Here is a 20,983-nt window from a genome sequence, read left to right as displayed (position 1 = left end):
ACTGAATATCAATTCAATTTTCGTCTGACGCTGCACGGACTTTCTATTTTATGCCGAGATTCAATGTCGAACCCATCCGCCGCCGTCAACTGATCGAAGCCACGCTGCGGGTGATCGAAGACCATGGCTTTCAGGGCACCACTATAGGCCGCATCAGCGCAGCTTCCGGCCTGTCGGTCGGTATTGTCAGCCACTATTTCGGGGGCAAGCAGGGCCTGCTGGAAGCCACCATGCGCCACCTGCTGACCGAGCTGCGCAACGATATGCGACGCTTCATGGCCGACTACCCGCGCACTCCGGAAGGTCGCCTGCAGGCGATTGTGGATGCGAACTTCTCCGGTGTGCAGACGCAGTCCAAATCCGCCCGTACCTGGTTGATCTTCTGGTCACAGGCAGCCCATTCGCCGGACCTGGCCCGCCTGCAGCGCGTCAATGAACGACGTCTCTACTCCAATCTGGTGCACAGCCTGCGCCCCCTCTTGCCGGCGCACGCAGTGTCCGGCACGGCTCATACCATAGCGGCCATGATCGACGGTTTCTGGCTGCGCACCGCACTCAGCGAAGGGCGCATCGGCCATACGCAGGCAGTCGAACTCTGCAAGGCCTATATCGATCAGGCCATCCATGCCGGTGCCGAACACGAGCCCACTGATACCTACCCTGCGCAATCTGGAGCAACACGATGAATGATACGGTTCTGACATCCTGGGTTGATGGCCAGCCGCTAAGCAATGCCGGCGGCGAAACCTTTGCGGTCACCAACCCCGCCACTGGCAAGACGGCCTATCGGGTGGAACAGGCCGATGAAGCCGTGATGGAAGCCGCCGTACAGGCGGCCCGCAAGGGGTTCGTGGCCTGGTCCGCGCTCTCTGCCATGGAACGCAGTCGTATTCTGCGTCGTGCGGCCGATCTGCTGCGCGAGCGCAATGACGAGCTGGCACGCCTTGAAGTGATCGATACCGGCAAGCCATGGCAGGAAGCCAGCGCCGTCGATGTACAGACCGGCGCCGACGCCATCGAATTCTTTGCCGGCGAGGCTCCGGGACTGGAAGGCGCCACTCAGGATCTGGGCGGCGATTTTTATTACACCCGCCGCGAGCCCCTGGGGATCTGTGCCGGCATCGGCGCCTGGAACTACCCGCTGCAGATAGCCTGCTGGAAGGCAGCGCCCGCCCTGGCCTGCGGCAACAGCATGATCTACAAGCCGTCCGAGGAGACACCGCGCGGTGCCGTGGAGCTGGCGCGTATCTTCCAGGAAGCCGGGGTGCCGGATGGTGTTTTCAATGTCATCCAGGGCGACTACCGGGCCGGCCAGATGCTGACCGGCCATCCTGATATTGCCAAGGTGTCATTCACCGGCGAGTCCGGCACCGGGCGCACCGTCATGGGGGATGCGGCCAAATCCCTGAAGCAGGTGACCATGGAACTGGGCGGCAAGTCACCCATGCTGGTGTTCGACGATACCAACCTGGATGACGCGGTCTCGGCCGCCATGCTGTCGAATTTCTATACCCAGGGTGAAATCTGTACCAACACCACCCGGGTCTTCGTGCAGCGCTCGGTTTACGACGCCTTCATGGAACGCCTGCTGCAACGCACTCGTGACAACATTGTGGCCGGCGACCCGATGGACCCGGAGACCAATCTCGGCGCCCTGATTTCCGAACGCCACATGGAAAAGGTACTGGGTTATATCGAATCGGCTCAGACCGAAGGCGCCACCCTGGCCATCGGAGGTCATCGCATTACCGACGGCGCCTGTGCCCACGGCTACTTCGTGGCACCCACGGTTTTCACCGACTGTACAGATGACATGACCTTTGTGCGTGAAGAGATTTTCGGCCCGGTGATGGCCGTGCTGGTGTTTGACGATGAAGACGAAGCCATCCGCCGTGCCAATGACACCGATTACGGCCTGGCCGCCAGCGTGTTCACCCGCGATATCCAGCGTGCCCATCGGGTGATTCACCAGTTGCAGGCCGGCATCTGCTGGCTCAACAGCTATGGCGAATCACCGGCTGAAATGCCGGTCGGCGGTTACAAGCTGTCCGGCCTGGGCCGCGAGAACGGCCGCGCCACCCTGGCGCATTACACCCAGATCAAATCGGTCTACGTCGGCATGGGGCCGGTGGAAGCCCCGTTTTGACAGACCTCGGTACCTCCTGGAGAACAGTGAACAGCGCCCTATGAAATTCGACCGCAGTTTTGATTACGTGATTGTGGGTACCGGCTCCGCCGGTTGTGTGCTTGCCGCCCGGCTGACCGAAGACAGGGACAGCCAGGTGCTGGTACTGGAAGCCGGCCGCCGCGACGACACCTGGAAAATCCACATGCCGGCGGCATTGATGTACAACCTGCGTGATGCCAAATACAACTGGTATTACCACACCGAGCCCCAGGCCCATATGGACAATCGCCGGCTGTACTGGCCGCGCGGCAAGGTCTGGGGTGGCGGTTCCGCACTCAACGCCATGGTCTACATCCGCGGCCATGCACTCGACTATGACCGCTGGCACGACGAAGGCGCCACCGGCTGGACCTATGCCGATGTGCTGCCCTATTTCCGCAAGGCAGAAAGTCGCGAGCAGGGCGGTGACGACTGGCGCGGCGATACCGGTCCACTCAGCGTGCATACTGGCGATGAGCCCAATCCGCTGTTTCATGCCTTTCTGGAAGCCACGCAACAGGCCGGCTACCCACTGACCGACGACATGAACGGCTACCAGCAGGAAGGCTTCGGAAAGATGGACATGACCATCCGCAAGGGCAAGCGCTGGAGCGCCGCGCAGGCTTACCTGCGCCCTGCCCTCTCACGCCCGAACCTGACCGCTGAAACCGGCGCCATGACCACCCGCATCCTGTTCGAAGGGCAGCGCGCCGTTGGGGTGGAGTATGTACAGAACGGCAAGACACTGCGCGTCCGGGCCGAACGCGAAGTGATCGTCAGCGGTGGCGCCATCAATTCACCGCAGTTGCTGATGCTGTCCGGCATCGGCCCGGCTGAACATCTGCGCGAGCACGGCATCGAGGTGCAACAGGACCTGCCCGGCGTCGGCCAGAACCTGCAGGACCATCTGGAACTCTATGTCCAGCAGGCCTGCAAGGAACCGATCACGCTGTACAAGTACACTACCCAGCCCGGCATGGTGCTGGCCGGCATGCAGTGGTTCCTGAATCATGACTGGGGCGCCTGTCGCTCGGCGCACCTGGAAGCCGGCGGTTTCATTCGCTCCGAGCCCGGCGTGAAACATCCGGATATCCAGTATCACTTCCTGCCCTCGCAGGTCATTGATCACGGCCGCAAGGACCCCGAACTGCATGCCTATCAGGCCCATGTCGGCCCCATGCGCCCGGAGAGCCGCGGCTGGCTGAAACTGAAATCCGCCGACCCGCTGGCGCACCCAATCATCCAGCCCAATCTGCTCAGCACCGAGCGTGATCGCTGGGAAATGCGCCAAAGCGTCAGGCTGACCCGGGAGATCTTTGCCCAGGACGCCTTCAAGCCCTTCCGTGGCGAAGAGCTGCAACCGGGACCGGAGTGCCAGTCCGACGCCGAGATCGACGCCTTTGTGCGCCAGCATGCGGACAGCGCCTATCACCCGTCCTGCACCTGCCGCATGGGCAGTGCCGACGATGCCATGGCCGTGGTCAACGAGCAGGCCCAGGTACACGGCATCGAGAACCTGCGGGTGGTCGATGCCTCCATCATGCCCAGCATCGTCAGCGGCAATCTCAATGCCCCGACCATCATGCTGGCCGAGAAATGCGCCGACCATATTCGTGGTCGGCAGCCTCTGGCGCCTGCGGACGCGCCGGTCTGGATTCACCCCGAATACCAGAACAAACAAAGATGACAGAGTCCGACAACCGCAACGACATACAAGAGAGAAAAATGAGGATCACGACAATGACTACACGACCACTGATTCTGGCCAGCGTGACTCTGGCCACCATGACACTCACCGGCCAGGCTCTGGCCGTCAGCGACCAATGCCGCACAGTAGAGTTTTCCGATGTCGGCTGGACCGATATTACTGCCACCACAGCACTGACCTCCGAGGTGCTGGAAGCCATCGGTTATGAAGCCAATGATACGGTGCTGTCAGTGCCGGTCACCTACCGCTCACTGAGCAACAACGATATCGATGTATTCCTCGGCAACTGGATGCCGACCATGGAAGCCGATATCGCGCCCTATCGCGAGGACGGCTCGGTAGAAACCATTCGCGCCAACCTCGAAGGGGCCAAGTACACCCTGGCCGTGCCGCGCAATGTCTATGCGGCTGGCCTGACCAGCTTCGAGAACATTGCCGACTTTGCCGACGAACTCGATGGTCGCATCTACGGCATCGAGCCAGGCAACGATGGCAATCGCCTGATTCAGGACATGATCGACGCCGATGCCTTCGGGCTGGGCGACTTCCGCCTGATGGAGTCCAGTGAAGCCGGCATGTTGAGCCAGGTGGCCCGCGCCGAGCGCCGCGACGAGTGGATCGTCTTCCTGGGCTGGGAGCCGCATCCCATGAATGCCAACCACGACCTGGAATACCTGGCCGATGGCGATGACTGGTTCGGCCCGGACTTCGGCGGTGCCACCGTCTATACCAATACCCGCGCCGGCCTGGTGGATGAATGCGCCAACCTGGGCACCTTCCTGCACAATCTGGAATTCACCCTGGACATGGAAAACGAAGTCATGGCCGGCATCCTGAACGACGGCCAGGACCCGCGGGTAGCGGCTCGCAGCTGGCTGGAAGCCAACCCGGGTATTCTGGAGGCCTGGCTGGACGGCGTGCAGACCGTGGATGGTGAGGACGCCCTGCCGGTGGCCCGCGCCGCCTTCGGTCACTAACAGGTCGGGCCGCCTGGCGGCCCGCGTCGTTCTCCCCTTCCTCCCGGAGCCTGGGCATCGCAGTGCCCCAAGATCGGCTCCGGCGGGGAAGCACTGTGCAGGACACCTCTCATGATGCAATGGTTCTATGACAACAAGCTGCCTTTCGGCCGCTGGATGGCCAACCTGATCGACTGGATGGTGGACAGCGGCAGTCTGTTCTTCGATGCGATCTCCGACAACCTGGCGGATCTGATTCACGGCCTGACCGGTACCCTGCTGTGGTTTCCGCCGCTGGTGCTGATAGCCGTGTTCACCGCAATTACCTATGCTGTGCAGCGGCGTCGGGACTTGCAGTGTTCACCGCTATCAGCTTCCTGCTGATTCTCAATCTCGGCTACTGGGTGGCGACCATGGCCACCCTGTCACTGATTCTCTATGCCACCCTGATCTGTATCGTGATCGGCCTCCCGACCGGCATCTACGCCGCGCACCATCCGCGGCTCTATCGTGCGCTGCAACCGGTGCTGGATCTGATGCAGACCATTCCGCCGTTCGTGTACCTGATTCCGACCCTGACCATGTTCGGTCTGGGTGTGGTGCCGGGTGTCATTTCCACCGTGGTGTTCGCTATCGCTGCGCCCATCAGGCTGACCTACCTGGGTATTTCCCAGGTACCGAAGGAATTTCTGGAGGCAGGGCGCGCCTTTGGCTACACCCAGCGCCAGATCCTGTTTCGCATCGAACTGCCGGCCGCCATGAACAGCATCGGCGCCGGCATCACCCAGTGCATCATGCTGTCGCTGTCGATGGTGGTCATCGCCGCTCTGGTCGGCGCCGATGGTCTGGGCGTACCCGTGGTGCGTGCACTCAACACGGTCGATATCGCCCGCGGCTTCGAAGCCGGTCTGGCCATTGTGCTGGTGGCCATCTGGCTGGACCGTCTGTTCCGCCAACGCTCCAGACATGAGGCAAGCTGAAATGATTGAACTCAATAATGTCAGTGTGGTCTTCGGCCAGCGCCCGCAGCGTGCTCTGGAGATGCTGGACCAGGGCGCCGACCGGGACGCCATCAAGGCCGAAACCGGGCAGATTCTCGGCGTACAGGAAGCCAACCTGACCATACCGCGCGGAGAAATATGCGTGCTGATGGGGCTCTCCGGCTCCGGCAAATCCAGCCTGCTGCGCACCGTCAACGGCCTCAATGCCGTGACCCGGGGCGAGGTGCTGATAGAGCATGAGGGTCAGCAGGTCGACTTTGCCAAAGTCGATGCAGCCACCCAGCGCGACATCCGCACGCGACGGATTTCCATGGTGTTTCAGAGTTTTGCCCTGATGCCCTGGCTGACTGTGGAGGAAAATGTGGCCTTCGGTCTGCGCCAGCAGCACCTGAGCAAGACTGATCAGCAGGCCAGGGTGGATCACCAGTTGGCGCTGGTCGGTCTGGATGCCTGGCGCCATGCCTACCCGGATGAACTGTCCGGCGGCATGCGCCAGCGTGTGGGTCTGGCCCGGGCACTGGCGACCGAATCGGATATTCTGCTGATGGATGAGCCCTTCTCCGCCCTGGACCCGCTGATTCGCCATCAATTGCAAAGCGAACTGCTGGAGCTGCAGGCAAAACTGCAGAAAACCATCCTGTTCGTCAGCCATGATCTGGATGAAGCCCTGCGTCTGGGCAATAATATCGTGATCATGAAGGATGGCCGCATCGTGCAGCAGGGGCCGCCGGAAGACATCATCCTGTACCCGGCCGATGACTATGTAAAAAGCTTTGTCGCCAACACCAACCCACTCAACACGCTCGAGGCCGGGTCCGTCATGCGGCGCCTGGACGATATTCCGGCCGATGCCGACAACAACCGCTGTATCAGTCAGCGGCATGATGTCTGGGTCATGACCAGCGAAGATATCATGGCGACCCGGGTCACCATGGGCGGCGAGTCATTCAGCACTCAGCGCTGGCAGCCCGGTCAGGCTATCGAGTCGCTGGACCGGCTGCCGACACGGATTCCGGCCGCCACACCCATGCGCAACGCCGTGGAGATCTGCTATGTCACCGGGCACAACCTGCTGGTGGAAGCTGACGGGCGGCTGGTGGGCGCGCTGGGAGAACGGGAAATCTACCACACTCTGCTGAGCAAGCATCTGAGTGACAGCTGACAGGCCGGAAGCGCACCGGCAGGACAAAAGGTGCGCTTTTACAGCCCAAAGAATGTCAACTTCTGATATAAAAACTGCTCCCCAGGTTCAGTATGCTGAACAGGCTTGTCCGTCAGGGTAGTTGGAGCCCACAGGAATAAAGGGCACCACCTGGCATAATGTCACCGCAGAGAGGACCTCACCATGACGGCATGCCACTCCCCCATTAGCCATCTGCCCCCGCAAACCGACCTTATGAAGCCCCACTGGGTGGGCCGGGGCGTCGACCTGACGCCGTTGAAAGCGACCATCAAACGGCACTGGGTGCCACGCAAACTCGACTTCGAGCGACTGGAGGCCAACGAGGCATCCACTATCGGCCTCAACCTCCGTCGCTGCCGACTGGCGTTGCAGGCTCATCAGTACGAAATTGCCGCCCTGCTGAATGTCTCGCGAACACAATACCGCAACTATGAAGATGGGCGGCACCAGTTGCGTCTGCTGACCACGGCCCAGTACATGATGCGCACCGGCATACCGCTGCACTACCTGCTTGCCGGCAGTTGCTACGAACACCTGTTCAGCCATCTGACCCTGCGGCGTGAGTTCCTGCCGCTGCAAAGCTATGTCGGACGTTGCAGTGACGGCGCCTTCAACGGGCTGGCAGCCCTGCTGTGTCATCAGTTGGAACTGGACCAGGCAGCACCGCCCGAACTCGAGTTGCACTGGCCCGAGAATTCACAGATCGATGCCGAACTGGATGCCTACTACCAGATCATAGGTGAAGGCCTGTATCAGCTCCGGCAGATCGTCGGCATCGGACAAGAGGAACTTGCCGAGCTGCTGGGCATCACCTACAGCACATTGTCAGCCTACGAGCGCAACCGGCTGCAGGGCGTGCGTCAGTTCGGCACCCATATGGCCATGCGCCTGTGGGCGGCCACCGGCATCAACCCGCTGTGGATCACCTGTGGTTCCCATTTCTACGCTCGCCGCTGGCTACAGCATTTGCGCATGGAATACCTGCACGGGCTGTTCAGTCGACACCCCGACAGCCTGTTGCATCAGGTGCAACAGGTGGTGCAGCAACTGCCCGGCGTGGCATGGCCGGGAGAGATTCAGGGTCATGGCTGATAGTAACCGGCAGCGGAACGCTCGAAATAACGCTCATAGCGGCCATCTTCCCGGAAGTCGGCCAGGGTCCGGTTGAACAGGGACAGCAGCGGCTCTGACTCCGGCAAGGCGGCGGTCAGCAGGAGGAAGCTGTAGTCGCTGTGAATCGGTCTGGGGTGGTGGGTCAACTGCGCGGCTTCTTCTGCCGACAGCGTGCTCTGTATATTGGCGTAACCGACATTGATCTCCTGAGGGTAGAGGTCAATACGGCCGCGCAGCAGCTTCTGCAGGTTGAGCGCCTCGTCTGCCACCCAGTCCACCGAGAAGATGTTGTCAGCATGGGCCCGGTCAAATGCCGGCCCATAGCTGTAGCCATAGACGCCGCCCATGATCAGAGCACGCAGATCGTCAAAGGAGTTCCAGTCGAAGTCGTGGCCTGCGCGGTGAAAAAAGACAAACGTCTCTTCCAGCACCGGATCGCTGTACAGGAAATCATCATGGCGCTCTGCCTGATCCATCCAGACCGCAGTTCCATGCGCCTGGCCCGCTGCGGCATGCTGATAGGCTCTGGCCCAGGGCATGAACTGAAACTCGACATCAATATCATGCTCTGCGAACACATCGCGAATCAGGTGGGCAATAAAGCCCTGCTGATAATGATCCTCAACCAGGAACGGAGGCCAGCCACCGGTAGTCAGAAGAATATGATCCGGCAGCTCTACCGACGCCTGATCCGAGGCCAGGGAACTGCCAGCAGCCGAAACAACCAGCACCGCTGCCAATACCAGCCCGGCAACAGCTCCCCGTTCTGCACGGCGTAGTGCTTTTCTCATGACTGCTGCCTCTGCGCATGAACCGCATCACACTCAGTCTAGCAGTGACCGCTGTCACCGTCACTCGGTGGGCGTGATCTCCGTACCGTCGGCAAAACGGGCAAAGCGGCCACGATCTTTCGCATGCACCTGATCACGGTCCGGCCACGGCCAGCCACCGAATTCATCGCGACGGAAGTCGGCAAAGGCCTGATGAATTTCCTGCTCTGTGTTCATCACAAAGGGACCATGACTGGCGAAGGGCTCGGCAATCGGGCGACCCTGCAGCATCAGGGCCCAGGTGACGTCCTCCCCTGCCCGCAGTCGGGCCGCCTGATCGGAGTGCAGCACGGCACCCTGCTGCGGCCTGATGGTCTGCCCTTCGACCGTCAGCAGTGAACCTCGGTAGACATAGAGGCAGCGGTTCAGACCCGGACTGGCCGCCGGCAAGGTCCACTCGGCGCCAGGTTCCAGGCACAGTGTCCACACGGCCACCTCGTTGGCGGCATCGGCAGCCCAACTGGCAGGCGGCGGTGGCGGGGCCTGCAGATCCTCCAGCCGGCCGGCAATCAGATTCACCTCGGTCACACGCCCGGCGCTGTCCTCGTGCCGATAAACGGGCACATCCTCGTTCCACAGCATGGCGAAATGAGGCTCTGTCATCTTGTTGCGTGCCGGCAGATTGATCCAGATCTGAAACAGTTCCAGCTCATTGCCGGCCTCATCATTCAGCAGCGGAAACATCTCCGAATGCTGCACGCCGCGGCCTGCCGTCATCCACTGGGTATCACCTTCGCCGTAGCGGCCGGCGGCACCCAGGGAATCCGCGTGGTCGACAAAGCCCCGCGTAACCACGGTAATAGTCTCGAAGCCTCGGTGCGGGTGCGCCGGGAAACCCGGGATACGCTCCCCGTGATACATGCGCCAGCCATCCCGGATTTCAAAATCCATGCCCAGATTCCGACCCGCCAGCGAGGCGTCAGGCCCCATCTGCCCATTCCCCCGCGGGAAGTGATCTTCATGATGCACACAGAACAGAAACGGGTCGGCAGTCTGCCAGGGAAACCCGAGATCCAGCACACGTTTCAGGGCGGAGCCGCTCATACCAGTCATCCTCGGAACAATCAATTCAGGCTGCACATATACATGGGGCTGCCCCGACTCGATCACAACCGCTTTCCGTCAAGTTGCTCAGAAGGCCTCGCCGAAATTGATGACCAGGCCACCACGGCCGTCTACCCAGCCCATATCCACACGAATGTTCTGCCGGCGTTCATTGCTGATCGAATAGCGCAAGCCGACCCCGCCGCCGCTTTTCCAGTCTTCGTCCCACCAGCGACCCGGGTTGCTGGCGACCTGTCCGGTATGCACAAAGGTGGTGGCTGCAAAGCGGGGACTCAGCGGCAGACGGGCTTCAAGCTGGGTGGCCACTGTCGTTTGGTGTCGATACTGCCCGTCGCGCAGACCGCGCATCCACTGACTGCCGGTGAGTGTCGGCATGTACAGAAACGGCGTGTTGTCGGTGGCGGCCTGCACCTGCCCCCCGAGTGCCAGGATGACATCGGCCGGGATCTGGTAGTACACGGCCGCACTCTGACTGGCCCAGGCAAAGGTTTCGCTGTCGTCATCCCGGGCGACCGTCGCCTCGGTGCGTGCCCAGGTGCCCATGGTTGGCCAGCTCATGCTGTCCCGTGAATCCCGGGTCAGGCTGCCTTCCAGCCCGAACAGGCGGCCACCCTCGGTCCAGGCCACATCATCCAGCAGCGGATCCTGCGGGTCATCAAACTCGACCTCGGAAACAGCGGCTATGCCACCGACACCCACCCGCCAGCGGCTGTCGAGCGGGTAGGACCAGGCCAGCCGGAAGCGCAGAGTTTCCTCATCATAGCCGGCGCCGTCCTCCAGAAAGGTGGCCCGGTAGCCGAAAAACTCATTGGGGAAGTAGCTGGCATGAATCTCGGCCTCGAAGTAGTCTCGGCGTCCGGATACAACACCCGGTATGCGCAGGCCCACCGAGCCCATGGCCTGCCGGTTCTCCGTCCCCAGCAGAAACAGATTGACCGCATAGCTGTCTGCCACCGGCTCGCTCTCCCAGATGGCCGCCACGCCCAACTGAACCCCGGTGTCCGGCTGACTGCCGAACACCGGCAGCACAATATAGTCTGCTGCCAACACCGTCTGGGCCTGCAACAGCCCCAGCATCAACAACCCTCTGACAAGCCCCCGCCTCCACACGACTCCGCGTCGCGTTCCGGCCTCGACCCGACTGGCGACAATCTGACTTGCGGCAACACGGTGCCGGTTAATTGGGGCAACCATCAAAACTCCCTCATGCATGGTGAATGACTGTCTGCAACGGCCTGCTCATTACGCAGGCTGCCGACAAACCGATCCCTGGACGACCTGTGCCGCAACAACAGCCATTGTGCCCGGGCCGCCACTGCCGTTTGGTCGGCAGATATGGCAGCATAGCCCGCCTGCACAGGATCAAGGAAGTGACAGATGACACATACATACAGAGAATACAGAACCGTACTCGGCATCAGTCTGCCGTTGCTGGCCTATTATTTCTCTGAAGTGGCCATTGGACTGACTGATCTCTATATCGTCGGTCAGCTCGGCAGTGTCGAACTGGCCGCAGTCGGCCTGGGCAAGACCATCGTCTTCGGCTGGTTGGTAATGGGGTTCTGCATCCTGTCCATGGTATCGGTACTCAGTGCCGAGGCACTGGCGCAGGACCGGCCCGGAGATGTGACCCTGACCGTGGTGCAGGGTTTCTGGCTGGCCTTGCTGATTGCCCTGCTCGGCATTCTGGTGGTGATACTGACACCCTGGGTCTTGCGCCAGCTGGACTATGAAGCCGCCATGCAGACGGAAATCGAGTCCTACCTGTTCTGGGTCGCCTGGATGCTGGTGCCCGGTCTCTGGTTCGCTGTGGTACGGAACTTTCTGACCGTCATGAAGCGGGCTTCGGTGTTTCTGCTCGTGTCCATCGCCGCCGTGGTGGTGAACTACCTGCTGAACCAGTTGCTGGTATTTGGTCGCTTCGGCTTTCCTGCCCTGGGCGTAGTCGGTGCTGCCGTGGCCACTGTACTGGTCAACGTTCTGTCACTGCTCATCCTGCTGGCCTATGCCTGGGCGGCAGAGCGCGCCTACAGCCTGGACTTTCTGCGTCAATTGCTGGTGCTGCGCTGGCGACGCCTGTGGGAGCTGACCCGGCTCGGACTGCCGGCGGGCGCCATGCAGTTGCTGGAAAGCGGCTTCTTTATAGTGATCTCGATGCTGATCGGTATCTATGGCGCGGCCTGGCTGGCGGCCAACAATGTGGTGCTGGCGGTGATCGACGTCAACTTCATCATTGCGCTGTCCATGGGTGAAGCCCTGGCCGTGCGCATTGCCTATTACAAGGGGGCCGGTGACAGGGTGATGGTGCGCCGTCTGGCCTGGTTCGGTTACGCCGTAACTGCCGCCGTGACCCTGTGCATCATGTTGCTGCTTCTGCTGCGCCCGCAGTGGGTGGTGGGACTGTTCATGAACCCCGACGCGGAGGGCTATGCCCAGACGCTGGAATACGCCGTGATTCTGGCCGGTATCGCCGCGCTGTTTCTGATCTTCGACGGTTATCAGGTGCTCTCGACCTGGATGCTGCGCGGCCTCAAGGACACCGTGGTGCCCGTCGTGATTGGTGTGGGCGGCTACTGGCTGGCCGGTATTGGCCTGGGCGCCCTGCTCAGTTTCGGTCTGGGGTTCGGCCCCACCGCCCTCTGGTGGGGCTTTGCCATCGGCCTGACCACGGCCGGTGCCCTGCTGGTAATACGGGTGATGATCAAGACGCGTCCGGTCTGACGCTCTGGTGGCTCCAGATCGAAACATCGCAACGCCGCTATCAGAGCGCTTCAGGGGCTCCCGGAGGGCGTGCCTCTGCGGCCCCTGGCCTGTGTTGACATCCCTTGAAGTGGGCCCACCACGCCAGCGGGATGTCGCCTTGGCCAGACACCGCAGACCGCACACAGAGAGTTGTCGAACTAACCAGACAGGACACTAGACTACTGTCAGAATATGGCAGTAGTCCCGAGTAGAATGATCTGGACTCAGCAACCCTATGTCGGCCACCTTGCGGAGAACCCCATGTCCAGTGCTGAACGACTGTTTGACCTGCTGCAGGCCCTGCGCCGGCGCCGGCGCCCCGTGACGGCTGCCGTGCTGGCGGACGAGTTGGGGGTATCGCAGCGCACCCTGTATCGGGACATCAATCGCCTGAAAGCCATCGGGGCTGATGTGCAGGGTGAGCCGGGCATGGGGTATGTCCTCAAACCCGGTTTTCTGTTGCCGCCACTGATGCTGTCCGAAGAGGAGATCGAAGCCCTGACCCTGGGCCTCAGTTGGGTGCGCAAGGGTGATGATCAGGAGTTGTCGCTTGCTGCCCGCGAGGCCCTGAGCAAGATCGCCTCCATCCTGCCCGCAGAGCTCCGTTTTCGCGTGGACGACTCGCCGCTGCTCGTGGGCAATCGCCCGGCCCTGCAGACGCCCGCCGACCCCGGACTGCTGCGACGCGCCATTCGATCCGGGCAGACAATTCGCCTGCACTACCGAGATCAGGCCGGCGCTGTGACTGAACGTCTGGTCTGGCCCATTGCCATCGGCTACCTGGACTCCCGGCGCACCCTGATCGCCTGGTGCGAATTGCGTCAGGACTTCCGACAGTTCCGCCTGGACCGCGCACTGGACATCGAATGCCTGGAAACGCGTTACCCCGGGCGACGGTCCGAGCTGTATCGGCGCTGGCAGAAATCGCTGCTGCCAGTTTCTGGCATCAGTGCCGCACATACTGGGTCAACCCCAACGGAAAACGAGGACAAAGCCATGAACCGCACCATTACCCTGTACACCAATCCGATGTCGCGCGGTGCCATTGCCCACTGGATGCTGGAAGAGGTGGCCGCACCCTACCGGACCGAAATTCTGGACTTTGGCACCAGCATGAAGGCGGAGCCCTATCTGACCATCAACCCCATGGGCAAGGTGCCTGCCATTCAGCACGGGGATGTCATCGTCACGGAAGCACCGGCGATCTGCGCCTATCTGGCGGATGCCTTCCCGGAGGCAGGCCTGGCGCCGCCACGGGATCAGCGCGGCGACTACTATCGCTGGCTGTTTTTCGCCGCCGGCCCGCTGGAGCAGACGGTTTCACTGCAGAGCCTGGGCTACAAGTTGAATGAACAGGAACAGATGAGCCTGGGTTGCGGGACCCTGCCCACAGTGCTTGATACCCTGGCCAGTGCCTTGCGCCACAGACCCTATATCACCGGCCGGCAATTTACCGCCGCCGATGTCTATGTCGGCTCTCATATCGGCTGGGGCATGCAGTTTGGCACCATCGACAGCCGCCCGGAGTTTACCGCCTACTGGAACCGCATCAAGGACAGGCCCGCTCAGCAACGGGTGGACGAGTTCATTCACAAGCTAACGGCCAAGCAGGCCTGGGTGGAAGAATAGGAGCACAACTGTAACGAGAAAGGAGGGCCGCAAAGCCCTCCTTTGATTTCTGCACAATCAGCCGCTGAGTTTTTGGGCCCGCAAGGCCAGAAACAGCGGGATCTCGCGCAGGGCCCGCTTTTCTGCCCGTGACACCGACTGTTCTTTGGGCAGTCGGGTCATGGGAATTTCCTGTAGTTGATCAATCATCAGTCCCTGTGCACTGAGTTCACTGACATAGCTCGACAGCGGCCAGTGGTAACTGCGGGTAATACCGCCGGTGCCCTGATGCGGCTGCATGGGTACCTGCAACGGCGACAGGTAATGGTCGACCCGGCGGTACTGCAGCTTGCGGCCACCATCCCAGCCCCAGCCACTCTGACGGGGTATGCGAAAGCAGGGATGCGTCATCAGAATCACCAGCCGGCCGCCCGGGCGCAGGATCGCTGCCGCGTTGGCAATGGCTGCCGACATGGGGTGGATATCCTGCAGACTGAGCAGAAACACGGCGGCATCGAAACGGGCCGGGCCCAGAGTGCGTGCCAGATCTGCATCAGTCAGGTCGCCGACCTGGAAATCCGCCTGTCGACTCTGGTTGTGCTTGCGCGCAAACCGGATCAACTTGCGGCTCAGGTCAACGCCGGTATACCGTGCGCCGGCCTGAGCAACGGCAGACGCCAGGGCCCCCGGACCACAGCCCAGATCAATAACGCTCTCCCCTGCCCTGCAGCGGAGCAGATCCATTACTGTGGGGATGGCTACCTTGCGATGGTGAAAGCTGCCCCTGGCGCCGGACCAGCCGGCATACCAGTCTGCTACCCCGTCCCAGCTCTGGCTGGTGGCGGCTGTCTTGCGATGTATTTTAGCCATACTGAATTCCTCATAGTGAACCTCATGGGAATCAGTGGCAGACAGGTGTTGAAGCACCGCTTACGCACGGGCAACTGCCCGAAGCGCGGGTTCTTCACTCTGTGAATTGGGGTCGACTTCTGCCCGCCACTCAGGCGGCGCGCTGACGGCCCAGCAGGAAGGTCATGATGACAGGAAAATGCATGGCCTAGCCTTACGAATGGATGAACCGGCAGATTAACCAGCACCGGCCAGAATCGCAAGCATCGAGACAATTCCGTACACGAATCATGTGGGACTGACACCCTGATTGCGCCATCGTAAAAACGGTCAACCAATCGGATCGGAGGTAAAAACATGAACAGCCGATTGCGCTGGGTTTTTCACCTGTGTCTCGGCTATGGCGCCTTGTTTCTGGTCGTCTTTGGTGGTGCGGCTTTCGTGATGCTCGACTCAGGGGTGCCCGGCCTGCACCCGGGAATTGAAACTGCCCTGTTCGTGCTGCTTGCCGGTTCCCTGGCCTACATTGGGGTTTACCTGATCACCTCGGCCTATACTCAATGGCGTGACCAGCAACAGGATGAAGACTGAAACTGCCGCTCCGACTGACCCGTGACAAACCCATACAAAAAATTGGGCTGTTGATACCAGCCAGCATGGATAAAATGCAGCCTATGGACACTATTCAGACAGTACTGGTAGAGGATGACCGCAAGCTGGCGGGAATACTGAACGAGTATCTCACTGCTCAGGGTATCGATATCGTGTGTGTGACAGACGGTCGAGAAGCCGTGGATGTCATCCTGACCCGACAACCTCATCTGGTGCTGCTTGATCTGATGCTGCCTGGCATGGATGGCCTGAGTGTCTGCCGTGCTCTGCGTCCCAGATACACCGGCCGCATTCTCTTTCTTACCGCCAGTGATGACGACATGGATCAGGTCGCGGCGCTGGAACTGGGCGCAGATGACTTTGTCGTCAAGCCCATTCAGCCCAGAGTGCTGCTGGCCCGTATCCGCATGCTGATTCGCCGCCAGAAACCGACAGACAACCAGTTCCCGGATCAACCCGATGTCCGCCAATACGGACACCTGACCCTGCATGGCAGTCGGAGACAATGCCTGCTGGACGGAGAGTCCGTGGTGCTGAGTGACGGCGAATTCGAAGTCCTGTGGTTGCTGGCCAATCACCCCGATGAAGTGGTGACACGGGAGTTTCTGGTCAGACAGACCCGTGGCATCGACTACGACGGTCTGGACCGCACCGTGGACAACAAGATCGCCTCCCTGCGCCGCAAGCTGGGCGACAGTGCGCACTTGCCGAGGCGGATCATCACCGTACGCGGCAAGGGCTACCTGTTTGTACCGGACACCTGGAATCAGCCCAGAGAATACCTGTGAAACGGCTCTACCTCACCTTGCTGCTCTGGCTGATCATCCCATTGGCCATCCTGATGTCCTCACTGCACCTGCTTCTGCATCACCTGGCCCCTGACGACCTGACTCTGGAAGACCGCCTGAATCGCTTGCTGGTGTTGATAGACCAGGTCGCTGAAGACCAGGGCATGGAGTATGCCGAAGCACTGGCATACAGCGTGGCGGAACTCAATTTCCATCAGTTGGAACGACTGTCCTGGGATGACCCTGCCCTGCCCGATGACGTTCGCGACCAACTCAGTGAGGGCGAACTGCAAGTATGGAATTACAAACTGGACCAGGGTTACCTTACCTTCGGTACCCGAGAGTATGTCTACTTGTCCCGGGAAGAGCACAGCATACGGACCCTGAACCGAGTGCTGCTCAGCCTGCTGTTCGGCTGTCTGGTATTGTGCAGCCTGTTCTGGCTGCTGGGTCTGAAGGTGCGCATAAGAAAGCTGGAAGCCACCACCAGCGCTTTTGCAGAGGGCGACTTTTCGGCGCGTGCTTCCACGCGCCTCGCCGACAGTGTGGGAGACCTCAACAAACGCTTCAACACCATGGCCGACCGCATCGCTGCCTTGCTGAGCAGCCATCGGCAACTGACCAATGCCATGGCCCACGAGTTGCGCACACCGCTGTTCAGGCTCAAATGCCAGCTTGAAATGCTGTCGGAAGGCAATGACACCGACATCAGAGAACAACGCATCGCTGATATGCATGAGGATCTGGATGAACTCAACGACATGGCCAACGAAATACTCTGCCACGCCCGTCTGGAGCGTGAGCAGTTGCAGCCGGACCCGAAGCCCGCCAGTCTGACTCAGGTCATGCGGCGGCTCCAACAGAAACTGGGCCGGGAAGCCCATGACCGACACCTGTCGTTTGATATTCCAGCAGAGGTCTGGCTGCCCATGAACACCCAGCATATCGAGAGAGCTCTGGGCAATCTGCTGCGCAACGCGCTGCGACACAGCACCAGTGAGGTCAGGGTGTCTGTCGAATCGACAGCAGACCAGGTTCTGATCTGCGTGGACGACGACGGGCCCGGCATACCGGCAGAGCATCGCCAGCGTATTTTCGAGCCGTTCGTGCGCCTGGATAAAGCACGCAACCGCGATACCGGCGGCCATGGCCTGGGGCTCTCGATCGCGCATCAGATCATCGCGCTGCACGGCGGCACCATCTCTGCAGAATCGAGCCCTCTGGGTGGTGCGCGGTTTCGAATTGAATGGCCGCTCCCGGCCCCACCCTGCAGCCAAAATACGATACAATGAATCCATCAGCCGAAAGCGGCCAGCAGGAAGTTTCATTGAGTTCATTATGGCATCCAGACCGTTGAAAGGGTCCAACCTGACCACAGTTCGCGGCATCAACGAGCGGCTGATACTTCACCTGCTGCGTGTGCATCAGCGACTGACCAAGGCTGAAGCCACCAGAATCACCGGTCTGTCGGCCAACGCGGTGTCGGTACTGTTTCGCTCGCTGGAGTCCGATGGGCTGCTGTTGCGCGATGAGCCGATCAGAGGCCGCATCGGCCAGCCATCTGTGCCCATGCGGCTGAACCCGGATGCCCTGCATTATGTCGGGATGAAAATTGGCCGGCGCTCTTTCGATCTGGTGGTGGTCAACTTCACCGGGCAGGTGAAAGCCGTGATTTCCAGGCAGCACGCCTACCCGACACCGGCCACGACCCTGCAGTTCATCAATGAGCACCTGGACGCCGTAGTGCAGGAAGCCGGACTGGCACGTGACGATATTTCAGCTTTCAATATCGCCACTCCATTCGAACTCTGGAGCTGGACGTCCGATTTCGGTGCCCCACGGGAAGAGATGGCCCTGTGGAAGTCATTTGACCTGGCCGGCGAAATTTCCAGGGCAGTGCCCTGGCCCGTGACCATCAGCAATGACGGCACCGCCGCCTGCCGGGCAGAGCTGGTATTTGGCCCACCGGTTGATGTTCAGGATCTGGCCTATTTCTTTATCGGCAGCTTTATCGGTGGTGGTATCGTACTGAATGGCAGCGTCTTTCCCGGGCGTCGTGGCAATGCCGGTGGTGTAGGCCCGTTACGAATTCCCGACGAGTCCGGTGGCGATCGGCTGGTGGACCATGCTTCACTGGTGGTGCTCGAGCGTTTGCTCGCCCAGCGCGATACCGACCTGGCCCAGAGCATATACACGGAGACCGAACACTGGGAGCAGTTCGAGTCGGAACTGACCATCTGGGTCAACCGGGCAGGCCGCAGCCTGGGTCACGCCATCGTGTCGGCCCTCGCCATTCTCGAATTCGAGACGGTGGTCATTGACGGTGCTTTCCCGCCGGCAGTGCGTCAGCGGCTGGTGAGTGCTATCGAACAGCAACTGGATCGGCTGGATCTGCAGGGAGTCAACCGCCCTGAGCTCAGAGCCGGCCACTTCGGCGCCCTGGCCAGAGCCATCGGTGCGGCTGCCTACCAAATTTCTACCGACTACATGATTGATCAGAATACCCTGTTGCGCGAAACACCGGCCAAAGTGCCTCTGGCCAGTGCTCCGAGTCCATAAAGTCGAGAGATTTCAGGCCAGACGCTGGCGCAACAGTGCTTCCAGCTTGTGCTGATCCGCCGCAAAGCCCCGAATACCCTCAGCCAGCTTCTCTGTTGCCATGGTGTCTTCGTTGAACGCCCAGCGGAATTCGCTTTCGGTCAGTCTTGCAGGGCGCTCGACCCGCTCTCCCGTATCGTGCAGCTTCTGCTCCAGCGGCTCCGCTGTCTGTTCCAGAGCCTCCAGCAGCGCCGGACTGATGGTCAGGCGGTCACAGCCGGCCAGCGCCAGAATTTCACCCGCATTGCGGAAGCTTGCACCCATCACGATGGTGTCGTACTCCCGGCTGCGAAAATACCGATAAATCTCACTGACCGATCGGACACCAGGTTCTTCTTCCGGGCTAAAATCACGTTCCGGTTCAGCCTTGCGATACCAATCCAGAATACGGCCGACAAAGGGTGAAATCAGATAGACGCCCGCCTCGGCGCAGGCTCTGGCCTGCACAAAGCTGAAGATCAGCGTCAGGTTGCACTGAATGCCCTCTTTTTCGAGGAGTTCTGCTGCCGCGATACCTTCCCATGTGGCCGCCAGCTTGATCAGCACCCGGTCACGTCCAATGCCCAGATTTTCATAAAGCGCGATCAGATGGCGCGCCTTGTCCAGACTGCCCCGGGTGTCAAAGGAGAGGTCCGCATTGACCTCGGTCGATACCCTGCCGGGCACATGTTGCAGAATGGCCTTCCCCATACCCACAGTCAGATGATCACAGGCGCTGCGAATGCGTTGTTCAGCGTTATCGTGCTGTTCCGCGCGCACCATAGCGATAACCTGGTCCAGCAGAGTTTCATAGCGACCCGATTCTACCGCTTTGAGAACCAGTGAGGGGTTGGTCGTGGCATCCACAGGCCGATAGCGACGAATGGCGTCCAGGTCTCCGGTGTCGGCCACAACAGTGCTGTACTGCTTCAGTTGATCAAGTAAACTTTTCATACTGTTGACTCTTTCGCTGTCATGGACGGATGTCATACAAGGGTTTCTTCATTCAGACGAATGTCGGCCGATGTGCTCTCCAACATGACCAGTCGCGCATTTATCAGATCATTGCCATACACTTTCTCTCGGGCCTTCTCGGACGAAAAGCCGAGATTCAGCCACCGATCCATCAATCTTTGTTCCAGCGTTGCGATGGGTGTTTCCAGAAATACAGTCAGATCGAATAAGGGTTTCATCTTCCGCCATACAGGTGCATCCAGCAGCAGATAGTTGCCCTCTGCAACGACAATTTCCGTCTCCTCGCAGAGAACCCCGGCATCAGGGATGGCTCGGTCCTGAACCCGATCAAAAATGGGATACCTCACATCACCCGAATACTTGCGCGCTGCTTTCAGCAAATCCAGAAAACCCTGCGGATCGAAGGTATTGGGTGCACCACGGCGGGACACCAGCCCCAGCGGCTTGAGTTCTTCCACATCCAGATGAAAACCGTCCATCGGCAGCACGGCGGCCTTGCCGAGTGTCGGCTCAGACCCTGCACGCAGACGCTCAACCAATGCTTCGGACAGCGTCGACTTGCCTGACCCCGGCGGCCCGGCCACCGCGACCATAGTGCGTTTGCCGGGTTTGGCCACGGTAGAGATCATGTCTACCACCGTTTCGATATTTGATTTCAGATTGCTCATATCACAGTTCTGTCAATCGCGGGTTAAAAGCACACTGCCCCATCCTTCAGGCCGCCCTGGCTAGCCCTTCACGGCTCCCGCCGTCATGCCGCTGATGATGAAGCGGTTGGCCACCAGCGCGAACAGCACCACCGGCGCCAC

At 60.5% G+C, this 20,983-nt stretch carries 20 protein-coding genes; 14 read left to right on the top strand and 6 right to left on the bottom strand.

Annotated elements, in window-relative coordinates:
- Nucleotides 1-50 precede the first annotated feature (50 nt).
- From betI to E4656_RS17465, 8 genes are all read left to right on the top strand, one after another.
- Nucleotides 51-686 carry a transcriptional regulator BetI gene (betI, locus tag E4656_RS17495; protein WP_135484610.1) on the top strand — a complete coding sequence of 212 codons (636 nt, stop codon included), beginning with the start codon at nt 51-53 and terminating at the stop codon, nt 684-686.
- Nucleotides 683-2,146 (top strand): betaine-aldehyde dehydrogenase, encoded by a 1,464-nt coding sequence (gene betB / locus E4656_RS17490; protein ID WP_135484609.1) that lies wholly within the window; start codon nt 683-685, stop codon nt 2,144-2,146. The genes betI and betB overlap by 4 nt, the downstream gene beginning before the upstream one ends.
- 40 nt (nt 2,147-2,186) lie before the next feature.
- Nucleotides 2,187-3,854, top strand: a complete 1,668-nt coding sequence (betA, locus tag E4656_RS17485) for a choline dehydrogenase (protein ID WP_135484608.1) — start codon at nt 2,187-2,189, stop codon at nt 3,852-3,854.
- A 53-nt stretch (nt 3,855-3,907) separates the two neighbouring features.
- Nucleotides 3,908-4,852 (top strand): choline ABC transporter substrate-binding protein, encoded by a 945-nt coding sequence (locus E4656_RS17480; RefSeq protein WP_135484607.1) that lies wholly within the window; start codon nt 3,908-3,910, stop codon nt 4,850-4,852.
- A 111-nt stretch (nt 4,853-4,963) separates the two neighbouring features.
- Nucleotides 4,964-5,215 carry a hypothetical protein gene (locus tag E4656_RS20835; protein ID WP_476703737.1) on the top strand — a complete coding sequence of 84 codons (252 nt, stop codon included), beginning with the start codon at nt 4,964-4,966 and terminating at the stop codon, nt 5,213-5,215.
- Nucleotides 5,188-5,811 carry an ABC transporter permease gene (locus E4656_RS17475; RefSeq protein ID WP_476703736.1) on the top strand — a complete coding sequence of 208 codons (624 nt, stop codon included), beginning with the start codon at nt 5,188-5,190 and terminating at the stop codon, nt 5,809-5,811. The genes E4656_RS20835 and E4656_RS17475 overlap by 28 nt, the downstream gene beginning before the upstream one ends.
- Nucleotide 5,812: 1 nt before the next feature.
- Nucleotides 5,813-6,994 (top strand): choline ABC transporter ATP-binding protein, encoded by a 1,182-nt coding sequence (gene choV, locus E4656_RS17470; RefSeq protein WP_135484606.1) that lies wholly within the window; start codon nt 5,813-5,815, stop codon nt 6,992-6,994.
- Nucleotides 6,995-7,228: 234 nt separating this feature from the next.
- Nucleotides 7,229-8,107 (top strand): helix-turn-helix transcriptional regulator, encoded by an 879-nt coding sequence (locus E4656_RS17465; protein ID WP_167856117.1) that lies wholly within the window; start codon nt 7,229-7,231, stop codon nt 8,105-8,107.
- Here the strand turns inward: E4656_RS17465 and E4656_RS17460 are convergent.
- The 3 genes from E4656_RS17460 to E4656_RS17450 form a co-directional block, all read right to left on the bottom strand.
- Nucleotides 8,098-8,919, bottom strand: coding sequence for a substrate-binding periplasmic protein (locus E4656_RS17460; protein ID WP_135484604.1), 822 nt, complete (start codon nt 8,917-8,919; stop codon nt 8,098-8,100). The two genes, E4656_RS17465 and E4656_RS17460, sit on opposite strands and share 10 nt — an antisense overlap.
- 60 nt (nt 8,920-8,979) lie before the next feature.
- Nucleotides 8,980-10,002: a pirin family protein gene (locus tag E4656_RS17455; protein ID WP_135484603.1), complete on the bottom strand. Its 1,023-nt coding sequence runs from the start codon at nt 10,000-10,002 to the stop codon at nt 8,980-8,982.
- A gap of 87 nt (nt 10,003-10,089) precedes the next feature.
- Nucleotides 10,090-11,100 (bottom strand): BamA/TamA family outer membrane protein, encoded by a 1,011-nt coding sequence (locus tag E4656_RS17450; RefSeq protein ID WP_167856116.1) that lies wholly within the window; start codon nt 11,098-11,100, stop codon nt 10,090-10,092.
- A gap of 300 nt (nt 11,101-11,400) precedes the next feature.
- Here E4656_RS17450 and E4656_RS17445 point away from each other — a divergent pair, with 300 nt between their 5' ends.
- Nucleotides 11,401-12,744, top strand: a complete 1,344-nt coding sequence (locus tag E4656_RS17445) for an MATE family efflux transporter (protein ID WP_135484601.1) — start codon at nt 11,401-11,403, stop codon at nt 12,742-12,744.
- 282 nt (nt 12,745-13,026) lie between these two features.
- The gene (locus E4656_RS17440; RefSeq protein ID WP_135484680.1) at nt 13,027-14,394 is read left to right on the top strand and encodes an HTH domain-containing protein; all 1,368 of its coding nucleotides are present in this window, start codon (nt 13,027-13,029) and stop codon (nt 14,392-14,394) included.
- A gap of 57 nt (nt 14,395-14,451) precedes the next feature.
- Here E4656_RS17440 and E4656_RS17435 read toward each other — a convergent pair whose 3' ends face one another.
- Nucleotides 14,452-15,243 (bottom strand): class I SAM-dependent methyltransferase, encoded by a 792-nt coding sequence (locus E4656_RS17435; RefSeq protein ID WP_135484600.1) that lies wholly within the window; start codon nt 15,241-15,243, stop codon nt 14,452-14,454.
- 336 nt (nt 15,244-15,579) lie between these two features.
- Here E4656_RS17435 and E4656_RS17430 point away from each other — a divergent pair, with 336 nt between their 5' ends.
- The 4 genes from E4656_RS17430 to E4656_RS17415 all read left to right on the top strand — a co-directional run bounded on the left by E4656_RS17430 (nt 15,580) and on the right by E4656_RS17415 (nt 19,181).
- Nucleotides 15,580-15,813 carry a hypothetical protein gene (locus E4656_RS17430; protein WP_135484599.1) on the top strand — a complete coding sequence of 78 codons (234 nt, stop codon included), beginning with the start codon at nt 15,580-15,582 and terminating at the stop codon, nt 15,811-15,813.
- Between the two features lie 83 nt (nt 15,814-15,896).
- Nucleotides 15,897-16,622, top strand: coding sequence for a response regulator (locus E4656_RS17425; RefSeq protein WP_135484598.1), 726 nt, complete (start codon nt 15,897-15,899; stop codon nt 16,620-16,622).
- Complete coding sequence (locus E4656_RS17420) at nt 16,619-17,914, top strand: ATP-binding protein (RefSeq protein WP_135484597.1); 1,296 nt, start codon at nt 16,619-16,621, stop codon at nt 17,912-17,914. Before E4656_RS17425 ends, E4656_RS17420 begins: the two co-directional genes overlap by 4 nt.
- A gap of 46 nt (nt 17,915-17,960) precedes the next feature.
- A complete protein-coding gene (locus tag E4656_RS17415) occupies nt 17,961-19,181 on the top strand; it encodes an ROK family transcriptional regulator (RefSeq protein ID WP_167856115.1) in 1,221 nt (406 codons plus the stop codon).
- A 12-nt stretch (nt 19,182-19,193) separates the two neighbouring features.
- Here E4656_RS17415 and tal read toward each other — a convergent pair whose 3' ends face one another.
- On the bottom strand, nt 19,194-20,153 hold the full coding sequence (gene tal / locus E4656_RS17410) for a transaldolase (protein ID WP_135484595.1): 960 nt from the start codon (nt 20,151-20,153) through the stop codon (nt 19,194-19,196).
- A gap of 32 nt (nt 20,154-20,185) precedes the next feature.
- A complete protein-coding gene (locus tag E4656_RS17405; protein WP_135484594.1) occupies nt 20,186-20,842 on the bottom strand; it encodes a nucleoside/nucleotide kinase family protein in 657 nt (218 codons plus the stop codon).
- Nucleotides 20,843-20,983: the final 141 nt, after the last annotated feature.

Source organism: Natronospirillum operosum, from assembly GCF_004768465.1.
In the GTDB taxonomy this organism is placed as follows: domain Bacteria; phylum Pseudomonadota; class Gammaproteobacteria; order Pseudomonadales; family Natronospirillaceae; genus Natronospirillum; species Natronospirillum operosum.
Note: the sequence above shows the minus strand (reverse complement) of the source record. Positions and strands in the feature narration are given on the sequence as shown.